19 protein-coding genes are annotated in these 21780 nt (G+C 55.0%); 14 read left to right on the top strand and 5 right to left on the bottom strand.

What is annotated here, in order from left to right:
* Complete coding sequence (locus IPN69_21105) at nucleotides 1-867, top strand: hypothetical protein (GenBank protein MBK8813207.1); 867 nt, start codon at nucleotides 1-3, stop codon at nucleotides 865-867.
* Nucleotides 868-1053: 186 nt separating this feature from the next.
* Here IPN69_21105 and IPN69_21100 read toward each other — a convergent pair whose 3' ends face one another.
* Both IPN69_21100 and IPN69_21095 read right to left on the bottom strand, forming a co-directional pair.
* On the bottom strand, nucleotides 1054-1731 hold the full coding sequence (locus IPN69_21100) for a DUF4276 family protein (GenBank protein MBK8813206.1): 678 nt from the start codon (nucleotides 1729-1731) through the stop codon (nucleotides 1054-1056).
* On the bottom strand, nucleotides 1724-2857 hold the full coding sequence (locus tag IPN69_21095) for an AAA family ATPase (GenBank protein MBK8813205.1): 1134 nt from the start codon (nucleotides 2855-2857) through the stop codon (nucleotides 1724-1726). Before IPN69_21095 ends, IPN69_21100 begins: the two co-directional genes overlap by 8 nt.
* A 365-nt stretch (nucleotides 2858-3222) precedes the next feature.
* Here IPN69_21095 and IPN69_21090 point away from each other — a divergent pair, with 365 nt between their 5' ends.
* From IPN69_21090 to IPN69_21080, 3 genes are all read left to right on the top strand, one after another.
* Entirely contained in the window at nucleotides 3223-3447 is a 225-nt protein-coding gene (locus IPN69_21090) for a DUF3387 domain-containing protein (GenBank protein ID MBK8813204.1), read from the top strand.
* A 318-nt stretch (nucleotides 3448-3765) separates the two neighbouring features.
* The gene (locus IPN69_21085) at nucleotides 3766-3987 is read left to right on the top strand and encodes an HIT family protein (protein MBK8813203.1); all 222 of its coding nucleotides are present in this window, start codon (nucleotides 3766-3768) and stop codon (nucleotides 3985-3987) included.
* Nucleotides 3988-3995: 8 nt separating this feature from the next.
* Nucleotides 3996-6743, top strand: a complete 2748-nt coding sequence (locus tag IPN69_21080) for an ATP-binding domain-containing protein (protein ID MBK8813202.1) — start codon at nucleotides 3996-3998, stop codon at nucleotides 6741-6743.
* Nucleotides 6744-6990: 247 nt separating this feature from the next.
* Here IPN69_21080 and IPN69_21075 read toward each other — a convergent pair whose 3' ends face one another.
* Together IPN69_21075 and IPN69_21070 are read right to left on the bottom strand one after the other, a co-directional pair.
* Nucleotides 6991-7161 carry a hypothetical protein gene (locus IPN69_21075; GenBank protein ID MBK8813201.1) on the bottom strand — a complete coding sequence of 57 codons (171 nt, stop codon included), beginning with the start codon at nucleotides 7159-7161 and terminating at the stop codon, nucleotides 6991-6993.
* A complete protein-coding gene (locus IPN69_21070; protein MBK8813200.1) occupies nucleotides 7131-7952 on the bottom strand; it encodes an HNH endonuclease in 822 nt (273 codons plus the stop codon). The genes IPN69_21075 and IPN69_21070 overlap by 31 nt, the downstream gene beginning before the upstream one ends.
* A 905-nt stretch (nucleotides 7953-8857) precedes the next feature.
* On the opposite strand from IPN69_21070, the gene IPN69_21065 reads away from it, so the two are divergent.
* From IPN69_21065 to IPN69_21045, 5 genes are all read left to right on the top strand, one after another.
* Nucleotides 8858-9103, top strand: a complete 246-nt coding sequence (locus IPN69_21065) for a DUF3387 domain-containing protein (GenBank protein ID MBK8813199.1) — start codon at nucleotides 8858-8860, stop codon at nucleotides 9101-9103.
* On the top strand, nucleotides 9094-9585 hold the full coding sequence (locus tag IPN69_21060; protein MBK8813198.1) for a DUF3387 domain-containing protein: 492 nt from the start codon (nucleotides 9094-9096) through the stop codon (nucleotides 9583-9585). Before IPN69_21065 ends, IPN69_21060 begins: the two co-directional genes overlap by 10 nt.
* A 310-nt stretch (nucleotides 9586-9895) precedes the next feature.
* Nucleotides 9896-10483: a transposase gene (locus IPN69_21055; protein MBK8813197.1), complete on the top strand. Its 588-nt coding sequence runs from the start codon at nucleotides 9896-9898 to the stop codon at nucleotides 10481-10483.
* A gap of 1144 nt (nucleotides 10484-11627) precedes the next feature.
* Entirely contained in the window at nucleotides 11628-13781 is a 2154-nt protein-coding gene (tssI, locus tag IPN69_21050) for a type VI secretion system tip protein VgrG (protein MBK8813196.1), read from the top strand.
* 25 nt (nucleotides 13782-13806) lie between these two features.
* A complete protein-coding gene (locus IPN69_21045) occupies nucleotides 13807-14073 on the top strand; it encodes a hypothetical protein (protein MBK8813195.1) in 267 nt (88 codons plus the stop codon).
* A gap of 137 nt (nucleotides 14074-14210) precedes the next feature.
* Here IPN69_21045 and IPN69_21040 read toward each other — a convergent pair whose 3' ends face one another.
* Nucleotides 14211-14462 carry a hypothetical protein gene (locus IPN69_21040; GenBank protein ID MBK8813194.1) on the bottom strand — a complete coding sequence of 84 codons (252 nt, stop codon included), beginning with the start codon at nucleotides 14460-14462 and terminating at the stop codon, nucleotides 14211-14213.
* Here IPN69_21040 and IPN69_21035 point away from each other — a divergent pair.
* The 5 genes from IPN69_21035 to IPN69_21015 are packed head-to-tail and all read left to right on the top strand — an operon-like array spanning nucleotide 14437 to nucleotide 21642.
* Entirely contained in the window at nucleotides 14437-14967 is a 531-nt protein-coding gene (locus IPN69_21035; protein ID MBK8813193.1) for a DUF4123 domain-containing protein, read from the top strand. The two genes, IPN69_21040 and IPN69_21035, sit on opposite strands and share 26 nt — an antisense overlap.
* Before the next feature lie 8 nt (nucleotides 14968-14975).
* Complete coding sequence (locus IPN69_21030) at nucleotides 14976-15698, top strand: hypothetical protein (protein MBK8813192.1); 723 nt, start codon at nucleotides 14976-14978, stop codon at nucleotides 15696-15698.
* 3 nt (nucleotides 15699-15701) lie between these two features.
* On the top strand, nucleotides 15702-16097 hold the full coding sequence (locus IPN69_21025; protein ID MBK8813191.1) for a hypothetical protein: 396 nt from the start codon (nucleotides 15702-15704) through the stop codon (nucleotides 16095-16097).
* Between the two features lie 22 nt (nucleotides 16098-16119).
* Nucleotides 16120-16758: a peptidoglycan-binding protein gene (locus tag IPN69_21020; protein ID MBK8813190.1), complete on the top strand. Its 639-nt coding sequence runs from the start codon at nucleotides 16120-16122 to the stop codon at nucleotides 16756-16758.
* Between the two features lie 12 nt (nucleotides 16759-16770).
* Complete coding sequence (locus tag IPN69_21015; protein ID MBK8813189.1) at nucleotides 16771-21642, top strand: hypothetical protein; 4872 nt, start codon at nucleotides 16771-16773, stop codon at nucleotides 21640-21642.
* Nucleotides 21643-21780: the final 138 nt, after the last annotated feature.

Below are 21780 nucleotides of genomic sequence, written 5' to 3'. Positions count from 1 at the left end.
TTGAATCGCAGCAAGAAATCTGGAAGCAACGACAGTGAGCGAACTCCGGAGCAAGCCTTTGGGGTTTGGATCGTCGACAAGGTATACAACAACCATATTCGAGAGATCGCAGATCCGCAATTAAGGCCACGTCTAGTTCGAATCTTCGCCGAATTGAAACGGATGGAGTCGTCTGTTCAGCCTCCGGCTGAATCGATCTCCAACAGGGAAATCGTATTGAGTCGGGTAAAAGCGCTTATCGAAAAACAAAAGGACTTCGAATGGGCTGCACGCCAACGCGCGGACGCCAAGTCAATTGAAATCCATTCGAATCATGACGCCTTGACGCGTCAGTTTGAGAAAATGAGCATTGAACTAGCCGCAAGCGACGCCCCGGAACTCGATATTTCGGACATCGATCCGGCACTCGCGGCGGAAATCAAGTCAATTCGGGAGCGGGCCAGTGTTGTTACAGATCGAATCTCTGAACAGTTTGATGACCTAAAGGGAAGGATGATCGAGGTGGAATATTATGTTGCCGAATCGGCAATCAAGATGACAAAGAAGTTCGTTCGGCGTTGTTGGTGGGGGCTTCTCTTGCGAGATAGCCTCTGGTACGTTCAGGTCATACTTTGGCTCTTGATGTTCGGAGTGCCCCTTGTAAATTGGATTAATGGTCTGCTTACTGCGTTCTTTCAGATAAGTCAGTATGGGTTGCTTCTCATACTACTCGGGGTTCAAGCACTAATCGACGTTGTAATCGGACCATGGTTCTGGCGACGAATGGAAGTCTGGAATCAAAAGAATCTCTCGCACTTGATACGGAACGTTTACATCGCAGACGCCGCCATCGAATTGAATTCAACCATTTTGAGACGACGGTCTTAGCCAAGCTATAGGAGATTGATTCGCGTTCCGCCGCTATGAAGACGCGTCGCTCTATTACATGGGAATTGAGAGTCGCGCGGGGCTACGCGTTACGGCTTCACGATACGGTGGCGGTGCGGGAGAGGGTGGCTCTCAAATCATCCTAAGACCGCCGAAGAGTTCAAAACGTAAAAGCTATACGAGTATTTAGTTGTTTCCAAGAGATTCAAGCTGTGTCAGCCAATTGTCAAACAGTTTACATCTCGAACGCATCCTTGCAATTCCAATTTCTTCCGCGATTGACAGACCGGTGGATGTTTTCTTAAAACGCGGGAAGAGTTTCGCAATCCGCCTCGACGGTGCTGTTTCATAATTGTCGTTGATCATCTCAGGATCACCAAATTCGTCAAGAATGCTCTTAACCGATTCTTTGGTTGTTCCGAGGGCATTCGCGAGAATTTCCGGATCGCTGAAGTATAGAGCCTCGATTTCATGCATGGAAACATAGGGAATGAAACGCTTCTCGATTTGAAGTTCGGGCAACATCCGCTTAACGGCTAGTGCAGTTGATTGAGTTATTTCATTTGACTTGTCAGTGTGACTGATTTTGGATTTCGAATTCTCATATCCGGGCCAATCAGTTCCGATGCCGTAGTAGTCGACGAGAAGCGTCAGGAATGTGTCCGCTCTTTGCTTTAAGTGGTTTCGAATATCAAGCTTCGCCCGCGCGAATCTTACGTCTCCGCCTTTTTCGCCCGGTTTATTTAGAATAATGCTCGTCATGTAAACCTGCCGTTCGGCAAGATACGGCCAAAGCAACTTCTTGACGAAACGCTGTTCCGTTTGTCCTTCAACAAGAACAACCACCTCAACAAAACTATTCATTGGTTGTCCCTCCTTGAATGACATTCTTGGTCCAGAGCTCGCCAACCGAATACCCTTTGAGCCACTCGGAAAAGTCTCGGCGTTGTAATCGCTCAAACGTCGATTGACCCTCGCGGCGAGTGACCACGACGATGTCCTCAATGGCAAACTGATCGAGCAAATGTGGCGACTGGGTGGCGACGATGATTTGTGTTCTCTTCGCGCAATCCTGAATAAGTTCAGCCAGAACCCTTATCGCTTCGGGGTGAAGACCAAGTTCCGGTTCGTCGATCACAATGGCAGATGGCGGATTAGGCTGCAACAGCGCCGTTGCAAGGCAAATGAAACGAATTGAACCATCGGAGAGATGGTACGGTTGCATCGGAAAATCAGAGCCTCGCTGCTTCCAGCTCAACCTAACCTTGTGTGGCCCGCCGTAAGTCTTAACATCCAGACGAAAATCATCGAAAAATGGTATTACAAGTCGTACTGCATTGATTATTTCCTCGTAATTGGAGCGCGTTGAATCTTCCTGCTTCAGCCTCAACAGAAACGGGGCAATATTACCGCCGTTATTTCGTAACATATTGTTGTCCTCAACAATCTCGGAACGGCGCATCGGGGCCGTTGAGCTAGTATCATGGAAATGGTAGACCATCCAGTGAGATATGGATTCAAAAACGAAATGCCCAACACCATTCCATTGGCCGTCAAAGGATTTTTCGTCTTTGAAGTCACGCAATCGACTCTCCGACGAGGGGCTTCCGTAGCTGCGCCAACTCGTTGTTACATATTTCCGCTGTTCGCTTACGAGAAACGTTTCATCAACTGTTGGATCCAATTGAAATCGGTAGAGATTTGAGCCTTGAGCATGTTGACTGAGCGATTCAAATTCAAATTCTGCCTCGATCGCGGACGTAACTTTTGGACCGTTGTGGAGAAAGTTATCCGCGCCACCATTTTCTCCGACAAATTTCTGGAGGTTCTTCTGCGTCATCGCCATTAGCAGCCGAAACATCTGGACCAAATTGCTTTTTCCAACACCGTTTGCGCCGATAAAGATGTTTAAGGCCCTCAGTTCAAAATCCACCAGCTCACGGATCGACTTAAAGCCGCTAATACTGAGTTTTTTTATTTCCCCTTTCATCCAATACCTCCCGGTACTAAAGCGCCCTTAAGAAGTCCTTAACGATGGATTCCGAGCCTACTGTTTTGCTGGCTAACTGTTGCAAAACCGTTGTTGGGTCAGTTCTCCAACTCCAAATTATCTCGTAATCCGTAACCCTAATCCGGATTCTCGATTCGGACTCTGCCGTTTGGAACCCCAGGAATCGCCGAACGATGACGTAACAATCGTATCTTCTGATTCGCTTCGATTGAGTAAATTTCATTTCCGCGAGCGCCGTTTACCGCCCTAATTACAAAAAAACATCGCCAACTAGTGTTCTAGTCTTCAGAGTAAAGACCGTCAAGTTTAGCATATGAATATAGAGTGGCTAAACGTCGCCATAGATGTCGTTCTTGGCAGCGTTCAACAAACAGATCACGCATTTCAAGAAGAACGTCTCGATCGACTGGACCCTGCGCGAATCGGCGCGCGCGAAGATCAGGGTTTTGGTCAAGCGCATCCTGAAAAAATACGGCTACCCACCGGATCTGCAGGAAGATGCGGTGAAACAGGTCTTGTTGCAGGCGGAGTTGATTTGCGGGGAGATTGCGTCAATTACAGTCGTTTGATGTCAATTCAACTATTAGATATTCTTGATTCAAAATTTGTCGGGATTGATGCCGTGCCCCTTACTTCGTGCGTGGTTCTGCATTTTGAGGGGCATCGGTTGGCGCGAGCGGGATCGTCTGTTGTAGATTCGAAGCGCGCCGATCGCGCAGTGGTTGCGTGCGCGTTCTGCATTCTGAGGTGACGGTTGGCGCGAGCGGGGGCGTCTGTTGTAAATTCGAAGCGCGCCGACCGCGCTGCGGCCGTACCCCCTTACTGCGTGCGGGGTTCTGCATTGAGCGCGGCGGCTTTGCGCGGGTTGCATTGGGGAAGTAATTCAAATGTCCTGTCCATTCTGCACAATACCGATTTCGCGGATCATCGCCGGGAACGAACTTGCGTTTGCGATTCGGGACGGGTTTCCGGTGACGGAATTGCACACGTTGGTGATTCCAAAACGCCATATCGCGGATTGGTTCGGGTTGACGGCGGAGGAGTTGCTCGCGTGCTACGTGTTGATAAAGAGCGAACGCGAGAGGATCGTCGCGGCTGACTATAAGTGAGGTGCTTTATGAAGAAAAGGTCAAGAAAAATCGGCAACGAGGTATTGATGGAGCTCGATTGGTTTGATGAGCGATTTGTTGCCGGCGGCGGCAGTGCAGTTGTTAGAGTCGAGCAACTTCGGAGGATGGGCGAGCCGTTTGTTGGTTGGGTAAGGGTCATGGAATCGATTGACGGCAAGGCTGAAACCGAAAGAATTTATCTCGTGTGTCGAGGGCACACTCCCTTAAATTTTGAACCGAAGAATCCGATCGCGCTCTTCGCTAACCGCGACGCCAAAGCCGGCAGGATTGCATCGATCGATCCGGGTAATGAACTGACGATCTCACTTCCGTACAACCGCGGGCAGAAAACGATGCGCGTGGTTGAGAAGAATATTTTCAACCCCGTCCGGCGCGAGGTTTGGGATGCTCGGAACAATCAGATCGCATTCCATCTAGATGACGAATACGTGACATCGTTGAGAGCGGCTCTCGGCGTCGCCGCCCCTGCTGTGGTTGTTCCGGTGGTGGACATTCTGGAGCCGGCGGATGAAATTGTCGCCCCCGGGGCGGACGGAAGAGCGACTCTTGACGAACTGCGAACACTTGAAGAAGCGCACCGGCAAGATCAGCGCGATACACAGGAAGAAAAGCTAAACCGAGTACGTGAAATAGTCGAGTCGATCGCACTAAAAGACCAGCCCGTTCTCGATTCCGCTCAGGACGAGTTTTGCAGAATGCCGTTGAACTCGCAGTTGATCCTTTCCGGCTCACCTGGGACCGGGAAGACGACTTCCGTTATCAAGAGAATCGCAATGAAGGCGGGAGCATCTCACCTTGAAGAGACTGATGGCATTAGTCTCTCCGAGGATGACCGCACCAACTGGCTTATCTTCACCCCAAACGACCTTTTGAAGATTTACCTAAAGGAGGCGATGAACAAAGAAGGGCTTTCCGCCACCGATCAATTCGTTACAACATGGGAGAGGGAACGAGGAATCCTTGGCCGCGACGTACTCGGCTTCCTTAAACGCGGCGATAAAGGACTTTTTAGCAAGACTGAAAACGTCTTACTTTCCAACCCGTCCAGTGCCGGAACCTCACACACCGCCCTCGAATTTATCGCGTTTTTCGATCAAGAATTCCTTTCTGCGTTGCAAACGGCCCTCGAGAGTATCTCGGGTGTGAAAATAGACCCACGCGAATTGACGAACAGGACGTTTTCAATCGGCGAGAAGTTCAGGACGTTCACTGCTGCTGCCAGTAACCTTCGAAGTAAACTCAACGATCAGCTTCCATATTCCGGTGGGCTCAAATCGATTAGTGCCATCGAAGATTTGTCTATGTTGTCCGTCGCCTATTCTAACCTTCGAAGAAACGCTGACAACCTGATTAATGAATTCGTGGATTCGTGGATCGAAATGAACCCGACTCGATTTGACGACATCGTCGAGTTTGTTCAAGCCTCAGCGGAGGACAATAAGTCGTTATTGACCGACGATTTGGAGGCCGCGACAGAAGATAATTTGGACGAAATTGGGGCTGATGTCGATCCAAGGCTCAAAGCTCGAAGCAAGATCCGGCAAGTGCTCGCTCAGGAATCTGAAGCTAGTGCTGTTGGCAGAAAACTGCGGGGTAAGGATGCCCAGTTCATTTGGGAATATCTCGAAATGACTGACGAGACATCGAATGACTTGCGCTTGGTTGGGAGACTGAGACTTGCGTTAAAACCTGCGATTCTTCGCATTAGTTCGTTCAACCGCTTTCTCGCGGAGATCCCACGATCATACCAGCGATTCAGGATTTCCAATCTGGAGGCGCACGGCGGTTCGAATTATTGGTCCGATTCGCGCGACGCCGTTGAGAATCATAGGATTAGCGCGGAAGAAATCGACATTCTGATTTTCGCGATTTTTCGAATCGCTTCAATTCTTAACGATTCTAGCGGGCCGGGCATTGAAACCGAAAAGCGACGAGAGCTGTTGGGCAGGATCGCTGATCAGTATCGTACGCACATTGCTGTAGATGAGGCCACGGATTTCTCTGCTATCCAGCTGGCATCAATCTACTATCTTACCGATCCTCGATACCGTGCCGTCACTTTTTCGGGGGATCTAATGCAGAGGGTTACGACTGTCGGCCTCGGGGACTGGAAAGAGCTGGAAGCTTTGATACCCACGGTTGAGCGGTTCGAACTAGTAGCTTCATATCGACAAACACCGATGCTATTGAATACTGCGAAAAAGCTGTATACGAATATTATTGGTGAGGAACCGCCGTTCGATAGCAGATACCACAGCACCGGGGACTTTCCACCTCCACTAAAGTACGCCGGAGCCCTTGACGACAATCTTGGGGACTGGCTGGCAAGTCGGGTTTATGAGATTTATCGGATTAACGGTGAATCGCTTCCATCAATCGCGATCTTTGTACCGACCGAGAGCGATATCGATCCAGCGCATAAGATCCTCAAGGAGGCTCTCAACGAGTATTCGATTGACGTTGAACCATGCAAATTGGGCAAGATCTTGGGGACTGGCAGTAATATCAGAGTATTCAGTATTGAATTCATCAAAGGCCTTGAATTCGAAGGAGTGTTCTACATCGACATTGATCGTTCATATGAACATCACCCCGAACTTGTAGATAAGTACTTATATGTTGGCCTAACTCGCGCTACAACGTTTCTGGGCGTCACCTATGCGGATAAAATTCCAGAAGCATTCGGATTCCTCGATGAGGATCTCGTCGACGGTGACTGGACGGCATTCCTGTGATACGAGCTCGCTTGCTCCAGGTCATAGATCGTGATGCGACGGTTCGCGAATAATCGCGAACGGGGTTTTCAAAAGCCGAATGGGCGGATTTCTCAGTTGGCCTTTTACCACGTTCGTCGAGAGTAAGTGCATATTCGCGCGAAGGTGAACATACCGGTCGCGGATGGTCGATGAACACGGAGCATTATTCTCCTTATCCTTTTCAGGCGGAAAAAAGAAGTTGCCCGCATATCGGCTTGATATCCGACTAATCAACGTCGGCCCGCGGCGCGTAGCCCATCGACCGGGAGAGTTCGAGCGGGAGCAAGGCGACTTCCCGGTTGCAGGTCCAACCGGGCGGGCGTTGCGCCTCGAACTGCTGCTGAAGATATTCGGTCAGGTTGCCCATCAGTTTTGAAACCGGTTCGACCGGTGCCACTCAAGGCTTTCGTTCGAGGGCCTGAATGCGGATTCGGACGGGAGCAGGATGGAACGGCGCCGCAATTCGGCGAAAAGCGAGGTCGCCTCGCCCTGTTCTTCGAATTTATCAGAAACGAGCAGTCCGTAGCCGTCATCGACCGAAAGCAAGCCTGCGTCGAACGCCCAATGATGGAGTTTGCAGAGAGCCATTCCGTTGCCGGCGCGGTCATCTTGCGTTACCGAGAATGGGATGATGTGTGCGGCTTCGGCGGCGGTCACGCCCTCGATGGTGACGACACGGTGCCGGCACGCCGCGCAGGTGAAATCGTACAGTCGCATTATGACGCTCCGGAAAAGCGGGCTGCGTCTCGGCCGCGCAAAGGCGCGGGACTCGGTGGCGGCGATCTCGAGCAGGTCCTCGATTCGATGGCCGCTCGAATCGGCACCGGTTGCGGCCCTGAAGACACCGGCATCGTCCGGGAAATGATCCCTGATCAGGGATTCGCGGATCGCCTCGCGGTTGACAGGATCGAGAAGAAGGGCGAAGAGGTCGTCGTCGAGTCGGCCGAAAGCGATGTGTTTCTTGATCTCCGCCATTGAACCGAAACGCATCACGGCTGAATCCGGCAAAGGGATAAGCCGCCAGATTCCGTCCGTTTGAAGGTGGTAGAGCGGAAGATGGATCGCCGGTTTGTCGAGCCTAACGAGGTTCCAGTATTTAAGAAAGGCCTCGACGAGAACTGTCGAGATGGGGAATCGGTTGTCGGCGACCTTGCCTTCCGCGACCATATCGATCAGCGCGAGCAGCAAAATAGGTTTATGCGGCGCCCGCTTCCCGTGAGCCCGCCCGCGATTCAAGGATTTGATTCGATCAATGTAATAGCCGATCTGCCGCACGCCGCGATTATAAGCCGACGCGGAAACCGAGTAAAGAGGAAGTGTGGCGGAGCCGCTTGCGGGGTGGAAGGCACGTCAGGGCTGTCTGAAAAGTCCATATTCCTGAAAGTCGCAAACAGGGCAACAAACTAGTGTGCGGCAAGGCGAAAGAAACGAGCGCCGCCCTTTGTTCAACAACGCGACATCATGATCCTGCAAGGGTCGAACAATAAACGACTTACCTTCGACCCCTTCAGGGTCGGAGTCCCATCTGACTAATAGCCTGGGGTTACGCTTCGCTCACCCCAGGCTATTATCTGATTCGCTTTCAGCGAATTTATCGGCTTTTCAGACAGCCTCCAATTCATAAAACCGAAGACAAATCGGAGTTTTGACACAGCCTCTTCAGCTAGTGGAAAAAAGATGCAAATGCCCCCGGCTTTAGCCCGCTAAAGCCGGAAATCATTTACTTTGACCAATTGATGGACAAGTCTTCTAAATATCGGTTGGATTTGCGGCTCGTGCTGATAGCCCTCGTATCCCGACGGAGTTTTGACACGGCCTCCCGAGCCTTTCCGCTAATCCGGGCGGCCGAGCCCCGAGATCAAATTGCCCGTGAGGTTGCGTGACCCGGAGCCGTTGACGCGTGAATGCGCCGCCCACGACTGTGCATATTTCGCACGCAGGTGCACGCTATTTCGCGTGAAGGTGAACACTGTTTCGCGCGAAGGTGAACGTCTCCGGTCGCGCCTGGTTGACGAGTAATTTCGTTTTATTAAATACGCGCTATCGGTTTATACCGAAAGCGGCGGCAAGGGCGACCCACTCGATTTTGGATTTTGGATTGCGGATTTTGGATTGCGTCGTGTCTGTCGAAAGCCTTCGCCTTGTGCGCCGCGAGCGACGAGGCGACGGCGCTCCGCGACGACATCAGCTATTTTCAGGCAATCTCGGCGGCGCTGGGCAAACAGAATTCAAACGGCAAGCGCTCGCCGGAACAGCTCGACGCGGCCGCCAGTCCATTTTGGATTTTCGATTTCGGATTTTGGATTGCCACGCCGCGGAATTGCTCGAAATGCTTGTGAGTGACGAGATCCATTTGTGCGCGCGCCATAATCTGATGATGTCGCAGCTTTTCAGCGAGAAGCTCAAAAAGACGCTCAATGCCTATCACAACCGGGCGATCGCGACACAGGAAGTGATCGAGGAACTGATCGCGCTCGCCAAAGAGATCGACGCCGCCGCCAAACGCGGCGATGAGTTGGGGTTGACCGATGACAAAGTCGCCTTTTACGACGCTCTGGCGGCGAACAAGTCGGCACGCGATGTAATGGGCGACGATCAGCTGAAAGTGATCGCGACGGAACTCATCTCGCTGGTTCGCAAAAACGTCTCGATCGACTGGACCCTTCGCGAATCAGCGCGCGCGAAGATCAGGGTTTTGGTCAAGCGCATCCTGAAAAAATACGGCTACCCACCGGACCTGCAGGAAGACGCGGTGAAACAGGTCCTGATGCAGGCGGAGTTGATCTGCGGGGAAATAAATGCGGAAACGCGCACGGAGTAAGCGTGCACGGCCGCAGAGCGGTCGAGGCGTGATGATTCGACGCGCACGGGATGATGACGGTGACGGATGATGACGGATCGCTCGCGCTGCGAGCGGGCACGCTTACTTCGTGCGCGTTTCTGCATTCTTGATCGCGCACGAGTTACGCGTTTACGCGTGAACCCACGTTCGCGGCCGAGCCGGGATGATGACGGTGACGGATGATGACGGATCGCTCGCGCTGCGAGCGGGCACGCTTACTTCGCGCGCGTTTCTGCATTGTTATTCTGCATTGTTGTGTTAGAATTCCGACTCTCAAAAACTACTCACTATGATTGACGATTATGGGTTCGACGAGTTCGAACGAAACGAATTTCCTCTTGCTTATCTCATAACGATCCGAACTTACGGTACATGGCTGCATGGCGACGAGCGGACGTCCGTCGATACGCATGGACGCAATGAGTACGGCTCGCGGCGGATCAAGCCAAACCTGAACCTTGAAGAGCGTATGCTTGCAAACATGAAACAGGATGCGGTGTTGCTCGATCGCCGGCAGCGTCAGGTCGCCGACGAAGCGATCCGCGAGCTGTGTGCCGATCGCGGATATGATCTTCGGGCGCTGAATGTCCGGACAAACCACGCGCATTCGGTTGTCAGCGCGCAGACCGAGCCGGAGAGAATAGCCGACGCAATGAAAGCGCGGGCGACGAAGAAGCTCCGCGAAAAGGGTCTAGTCCCGCCGGGAAGTCGGGTTTGGTCGCGTGGCCGAAGCCGACGGCGTCTGTGGAAACCGCGCCACGTCGAGGCAGCGATCCGCTATGTCCTCTACTGTCAGGACAAGGCTTCGTTCGATGAATGGATGCATCGCAATGGCTACGGCGATGCGGAGAGCAATGCGGAAACGCGCACGGAGTAAGCGTGCACGGCCGCGGAGCGGTCGAGGCGTTGTGATTCGACGAGTGGATGCATCTCAATGGATACGGCGATGCGGCGAGCAATGCGGAAACGCGCACGGAGTAAGCGTGCACGGCCGCAGAGCGGTCGAGGCTTGGTGATTCGACGAGTGGATGCATCGCAACGGCTACGGCGATTCGGAGAGCAATGCGGAAACGCGCACGGAGTAAGCGTGCACGGCCGCGGAGCGGTCGAGGCGTGATGATTCGACGCGCACGGGATGATGACGGTGACGTGTGACAGCGGATCGCTCGCGCTGCGAGCGGGCACGCTTACTGCGTGCGCGTTTCTGCATTGTGCCTGCATTGTGACGTGTCGTTTGGCGCGAGCGGGGAGTGAGTGATGGGTATCGAAGCGCGACGACCGCGCTGCGGCCGGGCACGCTTACTTCGTGCGCGTTTCTGCATTGCGCGGCGTCGTTTGGCGCGAGCGGGGAGTGAGTGATGGGTATCGAAGCGCGACGACCGCGCTGCGGTCGGGCACGCTTCTGCGTGCGTTTCGCATGCCTGCATTGCGAGGTGTCGTTTGGCGCGAGCGGGGAGTGAGTGATGGGTATCGAAGCGCGACGACCGCGCTGCGGCCGGGCACGCTTACTGCGTGCGCGTTTCTGCATTGTGCCTGCATTGTGAGGCATTGGTTGGCGCGAACGGGGAGTGAGTGATGGGTATCGAAGCGCGACGACCGCGCTGCGGCCGGGCACGCTTACTGCGTGCGCGTTTCTGCATTGTGCCTGCATTGTGAGGTGTCGTTTGGCGCGAACGGGGAATGAGTGATGGGTATCGAAGCGCGACGACCGCGCTGCGGCCGGGCACGCTTACTGCGTGCGCGTTTCTGCATTGTGCCTGCATTGTGAGGTGTCGTTTGGCGCGAACGGGGAATGAGTGATGGGTATCGAAGCGCGACGACCGCGCTGCGGCCGGGCACGCTTACTGCGTGCGCGTTTCTGCATTGTGCGGGCGGGCGTAACAGGGCGAAACGGAAATTCATTGACTTAAGATCCCGGCAGGTCTAACATAGCTTTCAAAAACGCGTTCGGGTTTCCGTCGGATTGTACCGAATCCGTGAATTCGGAGTACAACAGGGTTAGGGTTCGTGTGCTTAAGGCTATGACGATCAAACAGGACAACCGGCTTCTTGCGATCCATACCCCGCTCGGCAAAGACTTTGTCCTGATCAACAGGTTCAAGTACGCCGAAGGGCTTTCGCGCCTGTTCACGCTTGAGATCGAACTGCTCCGCGAAGAGTCCGACCCGGGCTATGAACCGACCGTCATCGACCCGACGTCGATCGTCGGGAAGGCCGTCACGATGACCATCGACCAGCGCGACGGGACCGTGCGCGAAGTCACCGGCATCGTCAACCGTTTTTCTCAGGGCCATCGCGATACGCGATTCTCATACTACACCGCGTCGGTCGTGCCGCATCTTTGGCTGCTGACCCAGATCAGCCAGAGCCGCATCTTCCAAAACATCTCCGTCCCGGACATCCTGCGCAAGGTCTTCAAAGGTTTCGAGGTCGCGTGGCAGCTTCAGGGAAACTACAATCCGCGAAACTATTGCGTTCAATATCACGAGAGCGACTTTGACTTCGCCTCGCGCCTGATGGAAGAAGAGGGAATCTACTACTATTTCGAGCATTCCGGCGGCAAGCACAAGATGATCGTCGGCGACACGCCGCAGTCCCACGCATTGTGCCCTTCGAAAAGCCGCGTGCCCTTTTACATCGACGTCACGCGCCAGGCCGAGGACTACGTCACCTCGGTCAACCGCTGGCAGACCGATTACCGCCTGCAAACCGGAAAGGTGACGATGTGGGACTTCAACTTCCAGCTGCCGTCGCGCAAGCTCGATCACTCCAAAGAGAGCATCTTTTCGGTCGGCGACAACAAGAAGCTTGAAAGTTACGACTTTCCCGGCGGCTACGCGCGCAAGTACGACGGGGTCGACGGTTCGGGCGGCGAGCGCGCCGCAGATTTAAGCAAAGTCGACGGCGACAAGACGAAAACGGTCGAGACGTCGATGCAGTCGCTCGACGGCCAATACAAGGTCATCAACGCCACCGGCGACTGTTCGTCGTTGACCGCGGGCTACCGGTTCGAGCTTTTCAACCATCCCGGCGCGGCGAACAACGGGCCGTACGTGATCACCTCGGTCGCGCACGAGGGCGAGCAGAATCCGGGATACGTTTCCGACGACGAGGTCGAGCGGCCTTACTCGAACAGTTTTTCGTGCATCGCATACGGGTCGGGCGCGCCGCCTTTCCGGCCGCCGCGAACGACGCCGAAACCAATCGTGCGCGGCAGCCAGACGGCGTTCGTCGTCGGACCCGCGGGCGAGGAGATATTCACCGACAAATACGGCCGCGTCAAGGTTCAGTTTCACTGGGACCGCGACGGCCAGGTCAACGAATCAAGTTCGTGCTGGGTGCGCGTCGCGCAGGGCTGGGCCGGAAACAAATGGGGCTCGATGTTCATCCCGCGGATCGGGATGGAGGTCATCGTCCATTTTCTCGAGGGCGATCCGGACCAGCCGATCATCACCGGCTGCGTCTACAATCCGCAGACGATGCCGCCGTACACGCTCCCGGACGAGAAGACGAAATCGACCGTCAAGTCCAATTCTTCGAAGGGCGGCGGCGGTTTCAACGAGATCCGATTCGAAGATAAGAAGGGTTCGGAACAGATCTTCATACACGCCGAGAAAGATCAGGACATCCGCGTCAAGAACGACGCCAAAGAGCTGATACTGCACGACCGCCATCTGATCGTCGAGAACGACCAGCGCGAAAAGGTCAAAAAGGACAAGCACCTGAAGGTCGTCGGCAATCACAACGAAAAGGTCGACGGATCGATCTCGATCCACGCCGGCACCGACTTCGAAGAGAAGGCCGGGACGAAGTTCGCGGTCGACGCCGGATCCGAGATCCATTTGAAATCGGGAACGACGCTGACGATCGAAACGGGCACGTCCTTGACGCTCAAGGTCGGCGGCAACTTCATCAACATCAATTCCGGCGGGATCTTCATCAAGGGCACGATGGTGATGCTCAACAGCGGCGGCGCGGCGGGAAGCGGTTCGGGCAGCAGCCCCGAAGCTCCGGCCGAAGCGCTCGAGGCGGCCAACGCCGAACCCGGCGCGCGGGTTAGTTTGACTCCGAAGGCGCCGCCCGTGCGACCGGTCTTCCAGAGTCCGGCGGCGCTCGTATTGGTCAACGCCGCGCAAACCGGAGTGCCGTTCTGCGCGATCTGCGCGCGGGGGTAGGGATTTGCGAATTTCGAGTTGCGATTTGCGATTGGGGATTCGGGGGATTTGGGATTCAAGGGATTTGGGGATTCCAGATTCCAGGATTCCAGATTCCAGGATTCCAGATTCCAAGAATTCCAGGAATTCCAGGGATTCCAGGGATTCCAGGGATTCCAAGAATTCCAGGGATTCCAGGAATTCCAGGGATTCCAGAGATTCCAGGAATTCCAAGAATTCTGAATCTGGAATCTGGAATCTTGAACCTGAAATCTGGAATGTTTGGAATCTGGCGGCCTGTTGGAAAATCTGATTCGTGTGGAACACGCCGTAGCACCACGTGGAATGTTTGGAACAATCCCGGGCGTTGGACTGGTGTTATCGCAAGTTCGCGTGCTCCGCACGCTTGAAGAAGCGAATTTAGTTGTCAAACGGTTTTTTTCCGTTAGGCTACTGGAATGTTTGGAATCTTGATTCTGGAACCTGGAACCTGGAATGTTTGGAACTTGGAATGCTTGGGATCTGGAATCTTGATTCTGGAACCTGGAACCTGGAATCTGGAATGTTTGGAATCTGGAATGTTCGGAATCTTAAACCTGGAACCTTGATTCTGGAATCTGGAATGTTTTGAACCTGGAATCCGGAATGTTTGGAATCTCTGGAATCCGCGGAATCTATGAAGGAGCAGCTCGAAAAATACATTTTCCGCGACGACGCGTACACTTATGCGGTGCTTGACGGGGCGTCGGTGCCGGATCTGCCGCAGAGGCTTTTCGAGATGGATCCGCCGAATCTTTGCCTCTATCGCGGCGAGCTCTCGGACGAACTCATACACGTCGCGCCGTATGTCGTGCTGCTTGAACCCGGTTCGGATTTCACCAATTGGCTGCTCGGCGAATGCTGGGGCAAACACTGGGGCATCTTCGCGCAGAGCCCGGTTTCGCCGGTCGGAATGCGGAAACATCTGCGGGGGCTTCTGACCGTCAACGACGAGGACGGCAACCCTCTGCTTTTTCGCTATTACGACCCGCGCGTGCTTCTGCCGTTTCTGATGACGTGCGACATCGACGAGCTGAAGACGATCTTCGGACCCGTCAAGTATTATTTTTCGGAGTCGTTCGATCATTCCGAACTTTGCCGGATGAATATCGAGAAAGACGCATTGGTGCAGACGAAACTCGATCTGTCCCCGGACAGTCGGCGATAGGTGAACAAATGAGATTGACGGTCAGGCGAGAACAGATGGAGGTGATGGAAACGGTCGCGCAGGCCGGTTTCGAACGGCGTCTCGCGGACCGGATCCGGGCCGAATATCCGTTGTCGGTCGTGAAACTGCCCGACGGCGGCGAGTTTCCTGCGGCCGATCTTTCGGACGAGACTCTACACAAACTTGTCGCGGCGGGCATCGCGCGGGCACGCGGCTTTTCGATGAAGCAAGAATCGGCGATCGCCGGGTTCGTCGCGCTGATGTTCGACGTCTCGCCGAATTTCGACAAACACCGTTTGTGCCAGGTGCTCCTGACCGACGACGAGCAAGAGCCCGACGAGCGCATCGGTCCGATGCTCGACGTGTTGACCGATGCGAATTGGGAATCGATCCGAAAGGACTACGACCCGTCGGCGTGGGAAGAAAAAACGGAGCCGATCGAGGCGGCGCCGGACGCGGCGAAACCCGAAACGCCTGCGGCGCGCGAAGAGGATATCGGCGAAAAGACCGTGATCGTCAATCCGGCTGAAACCCCTGCGGCGGAAACGATCAAGCCGCCCGTGCCGGACAAACCGAGGGGCGTTTCTCCGGATGCGGATTTCGGGCTCGAAACGATGATCGATACTCCGAAGCCGGACAAGATGCAGAAAACGATGCGCGGCGGTAAAAAGAAGATCCCTTCAGAACCCGATTTCGGACTCGATACCGTGATCATCAAGCGCGAGGATTAAACGATGCCAGGAACTTCAGAACGGGCAAGAAACACGCAGAGCGGTTTCCCGGCGCAGCCGCCGGGCGCGGTGGCCGAGTGTCCGTTGAAGAAGAAGCCCGCGCAGGTCGAAAAAGCCCCGGTCGAGGTCAAGCAGACGTTCCATATGACGCAGCAGATCCTCCAGACGATGGGGGCGAAGCCGGCCGAGAAGAAAGAGGTCAAGAAGGCGTGGATCGAGATCATCCTCGTCGATATGGACGGCAAGCCGGTTCCGAACGTCCGCTACCGCATCACGCCGCCGGGCGGTGCGCCTGTCGAGGGGCGCCTGAACGAACACGGCCAGGCCGGTCTTTACCAGATCGACCCGGGCAATTGCAAAGTGACATTCCCCGATCTCGACAAGGACGCCTGGGATTGATCAATTTCGTCGGGTTTCAAATATGGCGCTCAACTATCAAGTAAAACAAGGCGACTGCATCTCGAGCATCGCGTTTGAGAACGGGTTCTTTCCCGATACGATCTGGGACCATCCGAACAATGCCAGGCTGAAAGAGCAGCGCAAAGATCCGAATATTCTGCAGCCGGGCGACATTGTTTTCGTGCCGGACAAGCGCATCAAGGAGCTGAGCGAACCGACCGATCAGGTTCATAAATACCGTTACAAGAGCGTTCCGGCGAAACTCAGCCTGCGCCTTTTGGTCAATGGCGAACCGCGGCGGAATACGCCGTTCACGCTTGAGATCGACGGCAATTTGACAACGGGAACGACCGACAGCGACGGGACCGTCAAAGTTTCGATCCCGCCTGACGCGAAATCCGGGAATCTGACCGTCGGCACCGGTGAGGATCAGATGAAATTCGCGCTCGACCTTGGCCGGCTTGATCCTATCGACCAGATCAGCGGCGTTCAGAAACGTCTCAATAATCTCGGATACGACTGCGGAATCGTCGACGGAACGCTCAACTCCGAAACGAAAAAAGCCCTGCAGGCTTTTCAGTCCCATTCCGGACTTCCCGCCAATGGTGAACTCGATGAAGCGACGAAATCGAAATTGCGGCAAACGCACGAGGGGAAATAGCGGAGAACAGCAATGTACGAGTATGAGCCGGAAGTAAAACCAGACGATTATCACGACAAGCTCGAAGAAAGGGAGTATGCTCTCGGGTCCAGGCTTGCGCTTGCGCGTTCGAAGCAAGATCGTTCAGAGCTCAATACGGCCGAAGTCAGTTATTGCAGCGTCCTGAAGTTATGGCTCGAGACGCCGGGCAAAATCGGGCCCGAGGACAAGGCGTTGGTCAACAAAACGTCTTCGGTTCCAACCGGAGACTCCGGTCGCTGGCACTTTGCGCCGAAAGAGGAAACGGCGAAGATCTGTTGGGAATTGCAGGGGAAACTCGCCTTGGACAAGTCCGCCCTGGCAAATCCGGTGGAACTCAGGATCGAACTGTTCGTCCGCAAATCAGAAACGCCGTTCTGGGCCAAGTCGATGAAATGGAAAGCCGGCGAATGCCCGAAACGCGGTTCCACGGAATTCGACGGACGACTGGCAGAGGATCTCTTCAAGACCGCCGCCGGCAAATCGGCGCCGACCGACGACGTTGCGATCGTCTGGTCGGACAAAACGCGGTTTCCCGATGGAGTTCTGACGGTCGATCAGTCGCCTTTTAAGGTCAAGCTCTCAATAGTTTCGGCCGGTGAGCCTCGAATGATCGCCGCCAAATGGGTTCATTTGGACATCCTCGTCGATTCGCTCGAGTTGCACTGGGGCGATTATTCGATGCTGCCGCCGGTCCGTCCCGACATCACGGATCCGGCAAATCTGAAGAAGATCCTCGGCGACCGAACCGACCCGCTCAACGTCAAGAAGGGCTTCGAAGAGAAGATTCTCGAAGAATTGAAGGCGGCAAAATCGGAACCGGTCGAAGGCTTTGTGCACGAGGTCAAACTAACGAGCAATCTTTTTGCGTTTCAGAAAAAACAGGCCCCGCACATCGAGTCTTATCTCAAGAACACCGATTTCGAGAGCTACAAGGCGCTTTGGGGAAACGGCGCCCGAATTCCTCTGACCGTCAAAGCGTTCATCAAGAAATCAACGAAAGACGGGAAAACCGACGCGGTGCCGGAAGCGCTCGGCAAATCGAGGATACTCTGGGATTGGGAAGAGAAAAAGGCGGACCGTTGGAAGACGATGATCGCGGGAACGACCGCGACCAAAACAGACGCATTCCTGACCGAGGCCTTTAGAAAGAACGATCCGGTCAAGCCGGTGGCGAAATCCAACTGTCCGCGAGACTTCGGCGGCAAACACGGCGACGGATCGGCGAATGCCCTGGTTTTCCCGGAACAGGACGCCACCGTCGAGTTCCCGTTCGAAGTCAAAAAGAGCGCCGGGCGCAAATGGTCGTCGCTCAGCACGTTCGGGACCGGGGAAAAGCGAGGGATCAGCGCCGGTATCTTTCAGCCGGCACGCTTCGCGGGCGATGCATACAAGATCGCGGCGTACCTCCATTTTGAAAGCCAAACGGATGACGAAGCCGACATCGCGGCGCCTCCGCCCATCCGGACGAAGCCCTGCGAATTCAAGGTTTTCCGGCGGATAAATCTCAACTCGCTGCGTCGCGGAAATCCGGCTTCGGCACCTGCCACCCTCGACAACGCGGTCAAGACCGATTATTTGAAAGAACTCGATATGGTCGTCGAGGTCAACCCGTTGCCGGTCGACAACGGCGCGTACGTCTCGGCGCTCAGAACCGCGCTCGGGAGGGTTTGCCGCAAGGAACATTTTGTCGATGAGATCGCCGAATTGCCGCAACTTTCGATGATGGCGCGATTTGCGGTCGACACGAATCCGCCGCCCGATTCCCCCGGCATCGTTTTTCGCGACTGGGACGCGATCAAGAGCGATATCGAGACCCTGTTCCGGGATAATTCGATGCGGAAGGTTGCCAACCCACTGGCGAATCTGATGGACGAAAAGGTAACCGGGCAGACAAGCGGCGCGACGGGAGATCTGATCAGTACGGCCGAAGGTCAGTTCATACTCTATTCGACCGGCGCGGCTCTGACGCCGGGCGAACAGGTGACGGGCCAGTCATCGAACGCGGTCGGCGCGTTGAATTTCAGCGCTGCTGTCCGTAGCTGCTGGGGGCATCAGGTCAATGTCGTCTCACAAACAGTGAACGACCATAAGATGTACAAGGAATCGATCAAGATCGTCTTTCCGAACAATGAAGAGGTGGCCGTCAAATACACGGAAAAGACCGGGTGGAAGAAGACGCTGTCGTCCGATCTGCCGGAGTCAGCCAAGATTCCTCTAGCGGCCGCGTTTGGGCGTGCGGCCGCAGCCCACGATCAACGCAATTCGTTCGACATCAATGTATTTGCCCGGACGGACAGCGATAATGCACGGGAGCGGCACAGGAACTTGACTGATTTCCTGAATGGATTTTTCGCTGACGGCAGCATGCTCGATCGCAAGCCGGTCTGCGATCGCGTCGTGGGCGAACTTCGCAAGACGTTTGTCGGCCGCAATACTGCCAAGTATCAGAAGACGTTCGCTTTGTTGCTGATTGGCGAGATTGTTTGGGAATATGCTGCGCAAAGGCATCGTGACGAGGAAGGTATTTTTCTTCTTCACATTCCCGGACGATACAAAGGCTACAGTTTCGCCGACGACACCGACAACACGCAGATTCCAGCTAAAATGCCGAAGGTTCAGGGCGCGGTCTATCCCGAGTTGACCGGCGACGGAAACAATGCGCCGTTTCGCGCGCGCGATCGGGCCGTGGCCTTTATGGCAACCGTTTCTGACGGCGAATCGGACGGGAAGACGGCGAAGACTCCGGAATCGATCATCAAACACGAGCTCGCGCATGCCTTGTTTTTGCCGCACGCGATGTTTAAGACTGAGGCGGGCAAGATTACTCCGACGCCGAAACCGCATTGCCACGTCAAGGACGACGACTGTCTGATGAATTACGACCTCGCTCCGGAGAATTTCTGTGGAATGTGCATTATGCGTCTCCGCGGGTGGAACTGGAAGGTCGAGGCGTTTCAAAGCGTCACCGCCGTCAAGATCCTGGACGGCGACAGCGTGACCTATCTGGCGGCTGCGGGCGTTCAATATACGAACCTTCCGAAAGATGCGAAATGGATCGATCCGGTCCATACGAGGAATATCGACCGGCTCGGACGAAAGGTCCGCGTCAAGGTCGAATTCGCGGCGGGCGTCCCGGGAGACAAGTGCTACGTCCAGTTGTTTGCGCATCGGAACAACGCCGTTTATTCGGATGCCGAAAAGGGCCGGAAGCCCTCGTTTAACTACAGTCTTGAGTCGGCCGAGGCGGCGCTCGGCGAATTCGAATTCGTCAAAGGGCCGGTGATCGAAGGACAGCGCGATCTGAACAACAGTTTCTTCACGGAAGTTGAACTGTCTCCGGCGGTCGGCGACCGCTACAAGATCGTTGCCTGGGGAGACGACCAAAATCAGGCGGAGAGTTTCGAGATCCGTTCGTGGCGGGCGATGTACTATTCGGTTTTAAGATATGCGGACCCGCAATCGGTTGGCACCGGGCAGATCTCAAACGCTTTGGACAACACGTTTCTTCCGAACTTCACGCGCTGGATCTTCGCCGGCGAGGTTGCCGATCCGTCCATTAAACTGCTCGGTACCGAAAGCCCGTCGCACGGATCGACGACTACGCTCGTCCGGGATGCGACGAATGTCGCCTGCGCCAATCTGCTGGGGAGACAATACCCGGATCTCGATCCTTTTTTGGCGCGGATCGCGCTGATCAGTATGTGTGTCACTCCGCGCGTGATAAAGACTACGGCGGTCGTTGCTCAGGTCGGAACCGGAACGGGCCCGGCGCGGATTCAGATCCGCAATCAAGCGGACACGAACGTCGGGGGCGTTCACTATGATCTTCGGAAGGGGCTGTACCATAACCTGGGGCCGAACGGCTTTCTCGAAAATGCGAAACCGCTCAACCCGGCAATACCCGGCAACCAGTACTACGTCGGCGGGTCAGTGACGCTTCACCGGCAGAGCGCGACGTCGACGCTTGACGGCCGCATAACGCGCGCCGGCAACGCGCGCGTCGTCGTAACCGCGGCCGGATTGCCGGGCTCGCCGAAAGCGATCGATGTTCCCGTCGCGTTGAACGAGAGCAGGGATACGGTTGCCGGTAAGATCCGTGGGGTTCTGTCAAACGACGGCGCAATCACAAATCTTTTCGATGTCGGCGGCCAGCACGAATTGGTCATCCTGATCAAGAAAGCGAACGGCGCTCATGATGCTACGTTGAATATCGCGGTCGACAACGGCACGTGCGCCGGTCTGACGCCCGCGCCCGTCGCCACCAATACGGCAGCCGGAGTAGCCGGTCCGACCGGGGTGAACGGAATTACCATCCCGATCGATTTTGCGGCCATCACACCGATCGTTGCCGATCCGATTAATCGGCCGGGTGCCTTCGTCGAAGCGGACGTTCAGGTCAACAATCTAATGCACAACGGCCTCCCGGTCCCGCAGCAGGCCGGAACGATCACGATCGAAGTCTACGTGTTGAACAAATTCGTCAACGGAATGGCGCGCCTGCAAGCGGCGGAGGCCAACGGGATCATCATTATGCCGGCAGCGAGAGATTTCAAAGTGAATCCTCCCGGCGGTCAGTTGAATGCGATCATCCACGAATTGGGCCATTGTATGGGAATGGTCGCCAATGTTGCCGAAACCGGACTCGATCCGCATCAATTCCGATACAACCACAACGGAGACCACTGCAGCAGCGGTCTCGCGCGAACGCTGGCCAACGACGGGCCAAGCTACCAGGTGCCGGGGAATACGGACATCGCGGGATGCGTAATGTTCGGATTTACCTCCAACAACGCCCCACGCACTACCTTCTGCCCTGATTGCGAGGCGGCAATGAAGAGAATTGATCTGTCCGGCCTGCTTTGAGGAGCGAGCGTAAGTTGGCAAAAAACAAGCGGCGTTCTGATTGATTTCCAAAGAGTTGGGTTGACAAGAAAAAAGCTGTTGCGCTAGTCTTATCATTCGCGTTTTGTTGAGCGATGTGGTTAGAATTGTTGGAGTTTG

The organism is Acidobacteriota bacterium, assembly GCA_016715115.1.
Taxonomy (GTDB): domain Bacteria; phylum Acidobacteriota; class Blastocatellia; order Pyrinomonadales; family Pyrinomonadaceae; genus JAFDVJ01.
Note: the sequence above shows the minus strand (reverse complement) of the source record. Positions and strands in the feature narration are given on the sequence as shown.

Bases quoted from the DNA above. Each gene is read 5' to 3' on its own strand.
- IPN69_21015 (MBK8813189.1), top strand. From the start codon at position 16,771: ATGTACGAGTATGAGCCGGAAGTAAAACCAGACGATTATCACGACAAG.
- IPN69_21080 (MBK8813202.1), top strand. From the start codon at position 3,996: ATGAAGAAAAGGTCAAGAAAAATCGGCAACGAGGTATTGATGGAGCTC.
- IPN69_21030 (MBK8813192.1), top strand. From the start codon at position 14,976: ATGAGATTGACGGTCAGGCGAGAACAGATGGAGGTGATGGAAACGGTC.
- IPN69_21095 (MBK8813205.1), bottom strand. From the start codon at position 2,857: ATGAAAGGGGAAATAAAAAAACTCAGTATTAGCGGCTTTAAGTCGATC.
- IPN69_21100 (MBK8813206.1), bottom strand. From the start codon at position 1,731: ATGAATAGTTTTGTTGAGGTGGTTGTTCTTGTTGAAGGACAAACGGAA.
- IPN69_21060 (MBK8813198.1), top strand. From the start codon at position 9,094: ATGCTTGTGAGTGACGAGATCCATTTGTGCGCGCGCCATAATCTGATG.
- IPN69_21020 (MBK8813190.1), top strand. From the start codon at position 16,120: ATGGCGCTCAACTATCAAGTAAAACAAGGCGACTGCATCTCGAGCATC.
- IPN69_21055 (MBK8813197.1), top strand. From the start codon at position 9,896: ATGATTGACGATTATGGGTTCGACGAGTTCGAACGAAACGAATTTCCT.
- IPN69_21085 (MBK8813203.1), top strand. From the start codon at position 3,766: ATGTCCTGTCCATTCTGCACAATACCGATTTCGCGGATCATCGCCGGG.
- IPN69_21040 (MBK8813194.1), bottom strand. From the start codon at position 14,462: ATGTATTTTTCGAGCTGCTCCTTCATAGATTCCGCGGATTCCAGAGAT.
- tssI (MBK8813196.1), top strand. From the start codon at position 11,628: ATGACGATCAAACAGGACAACCGGCTTCTTGCGATCCATACCCCGCTC.
- IPN69_21025 (MBK8813191.1), top strand. From the start codon at position 15,702: ATGCCAGGAACTTCAGAACGGGCAAGAAACACGCAGAGCGGTTTCCCG.
- IPN69_21035 (MBK8813193.1), top strand. From the start codon at position 14,437: ATGAAGGAGCAGCTCGAAAAATACATTTTCCGCGACGACGCGTACACT.
- IPN69_21090 (MBK8813204.1), top strand. From the start codon at position 3,223: ATGTCGTTCTTGGCAGCGTTCAACAAACAGATCACGCATTTCAAGAAG.